At 65.5% G+C, this 9,201-nt stretch carries 9 protein-coding genes; 2 read left to right on the top strand and 7 right to left on the bottom strand.

The window, feature by feature from the left end:
* Positions 1-438: 438 nt before the first annotated feature.
* Positions 439-732 (bottom strand): hypothetical protein, encoded by a 294-nt coding sequence (locus tag R4P47_RS20350; RefSeq protein WP_317785572.1) that lies wholly within the window; start codon positions 730-732, stop codon positions 439-441.
* A gap of 237 nt (positions 733-969) precedes the next feature.
* On the opposite strand from R4P47_RS20350, the gene R4P47_RS20345 reads away from it, so the two are divergent.
* Positions 970-1,539 carry a type II toxin-antitoxin system PemK/MazF family toxin gene (locus R4P47_RS20345; RefSeq protein ID WP_269593796.1) on the top strand — a complete coding sequence of 190 codons (570 nt, stop codon included), beginning with the start codon at positions 970-972 and terminating at the stop codon, positions 1,537-1,539.
* A gap of 48 nt (positions 1,540-1,587) precedes the next feature.
* Here R4P47_RS20345 and R4P47_RS20340 read toward each other — a convergent pair whose 3' ends face one another.
* Genes R4P47_RS20340 through R4P47_RS20330 form a run of 3 tightly spaced genes read right to left on the bottom strand, consistent with a single transcriptional unit; the run spans position 1,588 to position 4,961 of the window.
* The gene (locus R4P47_RS20340) at positions 1,588-2,418 is read right to left on the bottom strand and encodes a transglutaminase domain-containing protein (RefSeq protein ID WP_094671346.1); all 831 of its coding nucleotides are present in this window, start codon (positions 2,416-2,418) and stop codon (positions 1,588-1,590) included.
* A gap of 8 nt (positions 2,419-2,426) precedes the next feature.
* The gene (locus R4P47_RS20335) at positions 2,427-3,401 is read right to left on the bottom strand and encodes an alpha-E domain-containing protein (protein ID WP_068052387.1); all 975 of its coding nucleotides are present in this window, start codon (positions 3,399-3,401) and stop codon (positions 2,427-2,429) included.
* Entirely contained in the window at positions 3,402-4,961 is a 1,560-nt protein-coding gene (locus R4P47_RS20330; protein ID WP_255183248.1) for a circularly permuted type 2 ATP-grasp protein, read from the bottom strand.
* 355 nt (positions 4,962-5,316) lie between these two features.
* On the opposite strand from R4P47_RS20330, the gene rpsT reads away from it, so the two are divergent.
* Positions 5,317-5,577 (top strand): 30S ribosomal protein S20, encoded by a 261-nt coding sequence (rpsT, locus tag R4P47_RS20325; RefSeq protein WP_027497522.1) that lies wholly within the window; start codon positions 5,317-5,319, stop codon positions 5,575-5,577.
* Between the two features lie 81 nt (positions 5,578-5,658).
* Here the strand turns inward: rpsT and holA are convergent, their stop codons facing one another.
* Genes holA through R4P47_RS20310 form a run of 3 tightly spaced genes read right to left on the bottom strand, consistent with a single transcriptional unit; the run spans position 5,659 to position 9,157 of the window.
* Positions 5,659-6,633 (bottom strand): DNA polymerase III subunit delta, encoded by a 975-nt coding sequence (gene holA / locus R4P47_RS20320; protein WP_317785571.1) that lies wholly within the window; start codon positions 6,631-6,633, stop codon positions 5,659-5,661.
* A gap of 50 nt (positions 6,634-6,683) precedes the next feature.
* Positions 6,684-8,276, bottom strand: a complete 1,593-nt coding sequence (locus tag R4P47_RS20315) for a ComEC/Rec2 family competence protein (protein ID WP_317785570.1) — start codon at positions 8,274-8,276, stop codon at positions 6,684-6,686.
* A complete protein-coding gene (locus R4P47_RS20310; protein WP_317785569.1) occupies positions 8,273-9,157 on the bottom strand; it encodes a ComEA family DNA-binding protein in 885 nt (294 codons plus the stop codon). The genes R4P47_RS20315 and R4P47_RS20310 overlap by 4 nt, the downstream gene beginning before the upstream one ends.
* Between the last annotated feature and the right edge of the window lie 44 nt (positions 9,158-9,201).

The following is a 9,201-nucleotide window of genomic DNA, read 5'->3' as shown; positions in this document are numbered from 1 at the left end:
GAGTTACGACAGGACTCGCCGAGCACCTACATATGAGGTTGTACGGGGACCATCACGTGAGGGTGTACACCGATACCAGCGCTCAAGAATCGCGGCCCGATCGACGGGAGGGGCCACAACGACCTATTTCAGCGTTGTTCCTGGCCGAGCGTGGTTTGAGAGCCTGCGGCCGCACCTGGACACGAGCGTCGAAGATGTCGACTACCTGGCCAAACAAATCGAAGTGGCAATGATTCCAGAATTCGCGCGAACGCTGTTCGACGAGATCGCTCGAATCGAGCTCAACTGGGGTCTGCGCTGACCCGCTCGTGCCGCGCAGAACGGCCCCGCCTCAACCGGGAAGTCAAGGGCGGGGCCGTTCCTCAAACATCGCGTCGCTGCAGCCGCACTGTTGGCTACATCGTGCCCGACGTCGCGGGCTGACGCGAAAACATCGGACTAGCCGAACACCACAGCAGACAGACCACCCAACGCGAACGGATCGGTAGGTTCCGGATCCGCTGGGGGCAAAGCACTACCGAATTTCGCGTCGAGCTGTCGGTCGAGTTCGGCGGTCCGTTCGAGGTATTCGGCGTACCCGGTACGGGTCGCGAAGGTCAGTAGGTCGAACTCGTCGCGGCCCATATTGACCGCGAGCGTCGACGTGAACTCGATCGATACGTCGAAGTCGTCGAACGTGACGACCGGCTCGAAGTCAGTTGCGTTCTCGGTGGTGGTGGTGTGTGCGAACATGCCTGGCCCTCTCCTGTGTGGGGGATTACCTCAGAATCAGGAGTGTCTTATGGCCAACCTTGCATCGGCGAAGCTGGGCACTCGTATCCTTCGGCTGGCGTGTTCGAAATGAGCGAACGGGTTTCCCTATCGTCCCACGCCGAGAACGGTCCGCCGTCCCCGGCTGTCCGACTCGGGTGTTCTCGTCGCCGCGGTTCGGGCGATGAGCAGCAGAGTCTGCATCGCTACACTCGCCGCATGGCTGGCAACTGGAGCAGATTCGGCAAGGAACTGAGCAAGATCGCAATGCGCGAGGGTCCCCGACTGCTGCGTCAATTACAGAAGTCCGGAGCCCTGCAGAAGGGCAAGGACGCGATCAGCGGGACGGCCACACGCACGTCTGCTCCGACTCCTCGTCCTGGCCGACCGGTGGCGTCGCAGACCAGGCCCACGGCGCAACGCGCCCGCACCATCGAGTACTCCCCCGACCTGGACGGCAAGGCCGACCCCGGCGAAATCGTCTGGACCTGGGTCACCTACGAGGAGGACGCAAGCCAGGGCAAGGACCGCCCGGTCCTGGTCATCGGCCGCGAGGGCAACGATCTGCTCGGCCTGATGTTGTCGAGTCAGAGCAGCCGCGACGGAGACCGTGACTGGCAGTCGATCGGGTCCGGTCCGTGGGACGCCGAAGGCCGACCGAGCTGGATTCGTCTGGATCGAGTGCTCGACGTGCCCGAGGACGGCATCCGACGCGAGGGTGCGATTCTGAGCAAGCCCCAATTCGATTCCGTCGCACAGAGATTGCGCCGCGACTTCGGCTGGAACTGATGGGTGCGCGTTGTGCGCCCATGAACGGGCGCACAACGCGTACCAGGCTCACGCCAACCGGGTGATCTCCACGACCACGTCGAGAGCCGTCGAACCGCCGCCGGAGAAGATGCCCTTGAGCGGCGGCACGTCGGCGTAGTCGCGGCCGAGTCCGACCGACACGTGCTGCTCGTTGACGGCGATGGCGTTGGTCGGGTCGTAACCCCACCACGCACCGGTCCAGGCCTCGATCCACGCGTGGCTCTGACCCTCCACCGTCGCACCGATCGCGGCCTGTTTCTTGGGATGCAGGTAACCCGAGACGTACCGGCTGGGGATGCCGATGCTGCGCAGCATCAGCAGCGTCAGGTGGGCGTAGTCCTGGCAGACGCCCTTCTTTTCCGACCACGCTTCCACGGCCGAGGTGTGCACGCCGGTGGTTCCCGGCACGTAGGACATCTCCTGGTTGACCCAGTTGGAGATCTCCACCACCGATTCCTGTGGCGGTAGGCCCTTCGACAACTTCTTCGCCACCGACGCGAGTTGCCTGTTCTTCGGCACGTATTCGGTGTTGTCGAGGACCTCGTTGAAGCGGTCGATGACCGGCTCGCTCGCGAGTTCCTCCCAGGAGGCGTTCTCGTCCGGGTAGACGAAGGGATCGGTCTCGACCACCGACGATCCGGTGACCTCCAGCTCGGTGTGCGGTGCGTGCAGATCGAACGCCGTCACCGCTGTGCCCCAGTAGTCGGTGTAGCGGTAGGAACGCGTCACCGGGTTGGTCTCGACTCGGTTCAGAATCACGTTCTGCCGATTGTCACTTCGCGGCGTCAACCGAGCCTCGTTGTACGACGACGTGACCGGTGCGTCGTACTGATAGCCCGTGGTGTGCACGACACGCATACGCCAGCTCACAGTTCACCTTCCAATTGATCTTCGAATGTTCCGGAGCCGGCATCGGTCCACGCGACCCACGGAGCGGCGTGGAAATACTGCTTGGAGATCGCGTCACCGAGTTCACGGCAGGTTTCCTGCAGCGAGAGCAAGCGCTCCTGCAGATCGTCGAGAATTTCACCGGGACGGAGGAATTCGAGTTCGCTACGAGCGCGACCGAGTAGGCGCTGAGCCTCGGCGCGCGCACCGACTCGACTGTTGGGCTGATGGTCGAGCTGATCGAGCGAACGTTCTGCCTCGTTGAGTGCGTAGAACACCGATCGCGGAAAGAGCCTGTCCAACAACATGAATTCGAGAACTCGCTGCGCGTCGAGCGCGCCGCGGTAGGTGCGCAGGTAGGTGTCGTGTGCACCGGCGGAGCGAAGCACGGTGACCCACGCCGGCGACGACGGCCGGTCACCGGCTCGCGAGAGCAACAACCGAACGATCATGTCGATGCGCTCGACCGAGCGACCGAGCAGGAGGAAGCGGTAGCCGTCGTCGTGACTGAGGGTGGAGTCCGCGAGACCGGCGAACATCGCGGCGCGCTCCTCGATGTAGCTGAAGAACTCGGCCGGGCCGGTGCGCTTGGACGCCTTGATGCGCTCGTTCAGCCCGTTGTACGTGGTGTTCAAGCATTCCCACATCTCACTGGACGTCACTTCACGAGCACCACGGGCGTTCTCACGGGCACTCGACAGCGAGTCCACGATCGAACCCAGTCCGTCGCGGCTGAAGGCGACGACCTCGGTCAGAGACCACACGTCGAGCGAGACATCGGGCTCGTGCTTGAACCCGAGTACTCGCAACAGCACTCGCGAAGTGTGGTCGGGATCGACCGTGGCGTCTTCGAGTAGCTGGTGGACGGTGACATCGAGAATGCGGGCAGTGTCGTCCGCTCTCTCGACGTACCGTCCGATCCAGTAGAGCGACTCTGCGTTGCGCGCGAGCATTTACTGTCCACCGCCGTTCGAGTCCGAGTTCGTTGCCTGCTGTTGTTGCTGCTGTTGCTGTTGCTGCTGATTCATCTGCTGGTCCATCGTCAGCTCCGGGCCCTGTTCGGCCATCGGTGACTCCGGCGGAACGCTGACGATCTCCTCGCCGGCAAGTTCCTGCTCCTCCTGAGAGGTTCGGGTGGCGAGCACCCAGGTGTCCTTGCTGCCACCGCCCTGGCTGGAGTTGACCACCAGGGATCCCTCCGGCAGCGCCACGCGGGTCAGGCCGCCCGGCAACACCCAGACGTCGTCGCCGTCGTTGACGGCGAACGGACGCAGGTCGACGTGGCGGGGTACCAATCGGTCACCGATCTTGGTCGGCACCGTCGAGAGCTGCACGACGGGTTGGGCGATCCAACCGCGCGGATCTGCGCGGACCTTCTTGCTGATGGTGGCGAGTTCCTTCGGCGAGGCGTCGGGTCCGAAGACGATGCCGTAGCCGCCCGAACCTTCCACCGGCTTGATGACCAGTTCGTCGATGCGGTCGAGGACTTCCTCGCACTCGTCGTCGAGCCAGCACCGGAACGTGTCGACGTTGGCCAGCAGCGGCTTCTCGCCCATGTAGTAATCGATGATCGTCGGAACATAGGTGTAGACGAGCTTGTCGTCGCCGACGCCGTTTCCGACGGCACTCGAGATGACGACGTTGCCAGCGCGGGCGGCGTTGACCAGACCTGCCACTCCCAGCACCGAGTCGGGCCGGAACTGCATGGGGTCGAGGTAGTCGTCGTCGATACGCCGGTAGATGACGTCGACCTGACGCTCGCCCTCGGTGGTGCGCATGTAGACGATGTTGTCTCGGCAGAACAGGTCTCGTCCCTCGACGAGCTCGACGCCCATCAGTCGCGCGAGCAGCGAATGCTCGAAGTACGCCGAGTTGGCCACGCCGGGAGTGAGAACCACCACGGTCGGATCGGCCTCGTTGAGGGCGGCCGATGCGCGCAGTGCTCGCAGCAGGTGCGAGGCGTAATCGCCGACGGCGCGGACGCGATGGCTGGCGAACAGGTCGGGGAACACCCGGGCCATCGTGCGCCGGTTCTCCATGACGTAGGACACGCCAGACGGAGACCGCAAGTTGTCCTCGAGCACTCGGAAGGTGCCCTGGGCGTCACGAACCAGGTCGATGCCGGCGACGTGGATGCGCACACCGTTGGGCGGTGTGATGCCGACCGCTTCGCGGTGGAAGTGCTCGCAGGAGGTCACCAGCCGCTTCGGTACGACGCCGTCGCGCAGGATTTCCTGGTCGCCGTAGATGTCGGCCAGGAACATCTCGAGGGCTTTGACGCGCTGCTTGATGCCGCGCTCGAGTCGTGACCATTCACCTGCGGCGATGACGCGGGGAACCTGGTCGAGCGGGAACGGGCGTTCCTGGCCCGACAGGGAGAACGTGATGCCCTGGTCGATGAAGGCGCGTCCCAGCGCGTCGGATCTCGCGTCCAGGTCCACTGCGTTCGCCGGCGCGAGCGCGGTGTGGATGCCCTTGTACGGAGTTCGGGTGCGCCCGTCCGCGTCGAACATCTCGTCGAAGGCGAGACTGTACTTGCCGACGTCGGAGTATCCCCCGAACACCCCGTCGAGCTCGGGTTCGACGCGATCCGCTGTCTTGGTTCTGGTCGCTTTGGCCTTGGTGGCGGCATGCGTTGCCGATCGCGGACTCATTCTGGCCATGTTGCTACAGAGACAGGAGTTAGGCGCGGTGGAAGCGTTAATTTCTTGAAACGGTGTTCGAGGAGAGTCCGAATTGGGTTCTGCCCAGCGGTACTGGTATTCTCGATCTTCGGCGCAGGGCTCCAACGCTCAGCAGCAGACTTCGGGCATTCCAGCATGGATCGCCCTGACCGGAATACCGACGAAGACGACAAGGATTTTACGCGTGGCCAATATCAAGTCCCAGAAGAAGCGGATTCTCACCAACGAGCGTGCACGCCTGCGCAACCAGTCGGTGAAGTCCTCGCTTCGTACCGTCATCCGCTCGTTCCGCGAGGCACAGGCTGCGGGCGACAAGGACAAGGCTTCCGAGATTCTTCTCGATGCAGGCCGCAAGCTCGACAAGGCCGCCAGCAAGGGCGTCATCCACAAGAACCAGGCCGCCAACAAGAAGTCGGCACTGGCTCTCGCAGTCAACAAGCTCTGATCCATCACTGAGCTCGATCGAGCCCGCCGCATCCGATCAGGATGCAGCGGGCTTTTTCGTGCTCTCTGCACTCTGCCGACGCTACCTACCCAGTGATGCGACCTCGGCCACTGCTTTCTCCACCGCATAGTCCGCGTCCGCTGCTTGACCTTTGACGTCTGCATTGAGCTGCGCCACCACGCGCAGCGCCTGGGCTATGGATCGCCCGTTCCAGCCGCGCGCCTGGCCCTGCGCCTTCTTGATCTTCCACGGCGGCATCCCCAGCTCCCCTGCCATTCGGAACGGGTCGCCGCGGCCCGCCGAACCCACCAACGCAATGGTGCGGACGGCATCGGCCAACGCGTCGGCGAGCAGCACGTGCGCCACGCCCCGGTGCATCGCCCAGCGCAGAGCCTCCAGAGCGCCGGCTCGGTCTCCGATCACCGCTTTGTCCGCGACGTCGAATCCGGAGACCTCGGCCTTGCCGGAGTAGTACCGACGCACCGCGGCGAGGTCGACCTTGCCCCCGGTATCGGAGACCAACTGCGAACAGGCCGAAGCCAATTCGCGAAGTTCGTTGCCGACGGACTCGACGACCGCCTCGATCACGTCGCCGCTCACCCGGACATCTGCGGTACGGAACTCTCCGCGCACGAAGTCGATGCGTTCGGCGGGCTTGGTGAGCTTGGCGCACTCGTGCACCTGTGCGCCGCATTTCTGCAGCGCTCCGACCATCGCCTTGGCCCGGCCGCCGCCGGAGTGCATGACCACCACCACAGCACCCTCGGGCGGATCGGTAGCCGCGTCGAGCACCAGCGCTGCGGCGTCCTTACCTGCCTCGGCGGCGGCCTCGAGCACGAGAACACGGTCCTCGGCGAACAGCGAGGGACTGAGCAGTTCGGCGAGCTCCGGAGCGCTGACATCGCCGGTGCGCAACCGCGTGACCGGCAGGTCCTCCCCTGGAATCGCAGCATTCGCACGCACCTGAGCCACGATCGCGGCTACCGCGCGATCCATCAGAAGTTCCTCGTCGCCGAGAACCAGATGCAGAGGAGCCACACTCGAAGTCACGACCATGATCGTGCCATGCGCGGCCGACACACTCGGCATCCGCTTCGTCCGAGCGGTCACCACAGAACGTGTGCCGTCCACATCGCGAGTGCCGCTATCGCCACCGCCGCGGCCAGCCAACGAAACACGGTGAAACGTAACGCCGTCAGCAGCGCGACCGTCGAGAACGCCGCGAGTGCTGCGCCTCCGACGCCGTCGGGGACGACGATGCCCGCGCCCGGCACCGACGCGGCCCTCTCCGCCACCGTGATCAACCACCACAGCGGAGCGGACGCCAGCTGCGCGACCAGTTCCGCCAGCGAGCCGCTGACGGCAGCGATCACTGCCGTGACGATCCCCACCACCGTGATCGGAGCGACGACAGGTGCAACCAACACATTCGCCGCCACCCCCACCACGCTGAACGTTCCGGCCATGGCCGCAACCACCGGTGCCGTCACCGCGTGCGCCGCCGCGGCTACGGCCACCACCTCCGCTGCCGCTCTGGGCCAGCCGCGCGCTCTAAGCCAGTCGACCCAGATCGGCGCGACGAGCACGAGCCCTGCGGTGGCGAACACCGACAGCACGAATCCGACATCCACCGCCAACCTCGGCCACCACGCGAGCAAACCCAACACCGCTCCGCACAGCGCCGGTACCGCCTGCCGCCGTCTGCCGGTGACGAGGGCGAGCAGGCCGATCGACCCCATGATTGCGGCACGCAACACACTCGGCGACGGCCTGGCCACGATCACGAACGCAACGAGCACGACGAATGCCACCGCAACCGTCGCGCGGGGCCCGATTCCGATACCTCGCAACACCAACAGAACCGCGCCGATCACGATGGAAAAATTTGCTCCGGACACAGCCGTCAAATGCGTCAGGCCTGCCGCCCGGAAGTTCTCGGCCACCGTCTCGTCCAGCCGCGAGACGTCTCCGACCACGAGCCCGGGTAACAGACCTGCACGATCCGGTGGCATCGAATTCTGCGCTACCGCTGCCAGATTCGACCGGAACGTGCCGGCGGTAGCGGAGATCGCCCCGGGCTCGGTCACGGTGACGGGCGGACCCGAAGCGCGGATGACGGCCACACTCATGTCGGGTCTGATCGGCGCACCGAGCCTGCCCCGCACGGTGACCTCCTGGCCCGGCAGCAGTGCCGACCAACTCGACTCCGGAGCAACGATCGACACCCGACCACCGACGTGCAGTGCCTTGCCGCTCACATCGACGCGCGTCATCTCGGCCTTCACCATCACCGTCGACGGTCCGGCGGACGACAACCGGCGTGGGTCCTCCTCCAACAGCACCGACGCGGTGATCCACGCTCGGTTCTCCGCGGCCGCTGCGACGGGATGTTCGGCCAACGAACTCATCTGAAGCCAGATCGCTCCCCCGAAGCACAGCGCCAGCCCGATCACCGCGGCCGCACCGGACCGACTCGAACCAGGCAAGGCGCGCCGAGTCGACAACCGGTGCAGGGATACTGCGATGAGCAGCACCACCGCAACCGCAGACGCGGTAGCAGCGAGAGCAGCACCCGGGCCTCCGAGAATTCCGATCGCGGTGATCGACCAGCACACCGCAGCGGCCGGGACCAGTCGCACATCGAAGGGCTGACGATCCTCGGTCTGCGCTGCATCGGTCGACGCGGCCTCGGTGTTCATCCGACGTGCACCAGGTCTCGGATCTTCGCCAGTCGGCCGGGCCCGATCCCGTCCACCTCGGACAGCTGATCCACGGTTGCGAAGCGGCCGTTGGTCTCTCGCCAACCGACGATCGAGGTCGCGGTGACCGGCCCGACCCCGGGCAACGCGTCCAGTTCTGCGACGGTCGCGGCGTTGAGGTCCACAGTCCCATCGGGTGTGGACCCTCCGACACCGACCGGTGCGCCGCTACTACCGTCTGTCGGTGTGCCGATCCCGGATGTCGTACTGCTGACCGGTGGAGGGGCATCCGGCGGCACTGCTCCGACGACGATCTGATCACCGTCGGCGACTCGCGCGGCCATGTTCAGCGCCAGCAGGTCGGTGCCCTCCACTGCGCCGCCTGCCGCAGCCAGCGCGTCGGCGACTCGCGAACCCGGTTGCACCCGAACCAATCCGGGGCTCGTCACGAGCCCGACGACGCTCACCACGAGTTCGGCGTCGGCGCTGGGCACCGGATCGACCACGTCGTCGGCATCCACCGTGTCGTCGGCATCAGCCGTGCCGGTCGCGACCACGGCGAGCGGCGGCGCAGGTGCCGGAGTCGGTGCGTCTCGAAGCACCGCGAATCCCGCCACCAGCACGACGAACACCCCGGCCGCCGCCATCGCCACTGCCCCCGGTTTCCCGGGGTCGACGCGGGCGGATCGCCATCGCGACGGCAGCAAGGCCGACCACGGGGTGCCTGATCGTTCCGCTTGCGGCAGCAGCCAATCCGGGTCGGTGGATCCGGCGTCAGGTCCCGGCTCCTCGGGCACGACGCGATCGCGGTCGGAATCGTGTTGTCTGCGCACGGATTTCAATCGCGCCACCGTGTGTGCCCGATCGTCGTTGCCGCCCATGCTCGAGGACGCTAGTGCCCGCGATCGGTTCACTCCCCGGTGAT

The organism is Rhodococcus sp. IEGM 1370 (assembly GCF_033142325.1).
Classification (GTDB): domain Bacteria; phylum Actinomycetota; class Actinomycetes; order Mycobacteriales; family Mycobacteriaceae; genus Rhodococcoides.
This window is presented reverse-complemented; position numbering and strand designations above follow the sequence as displayed.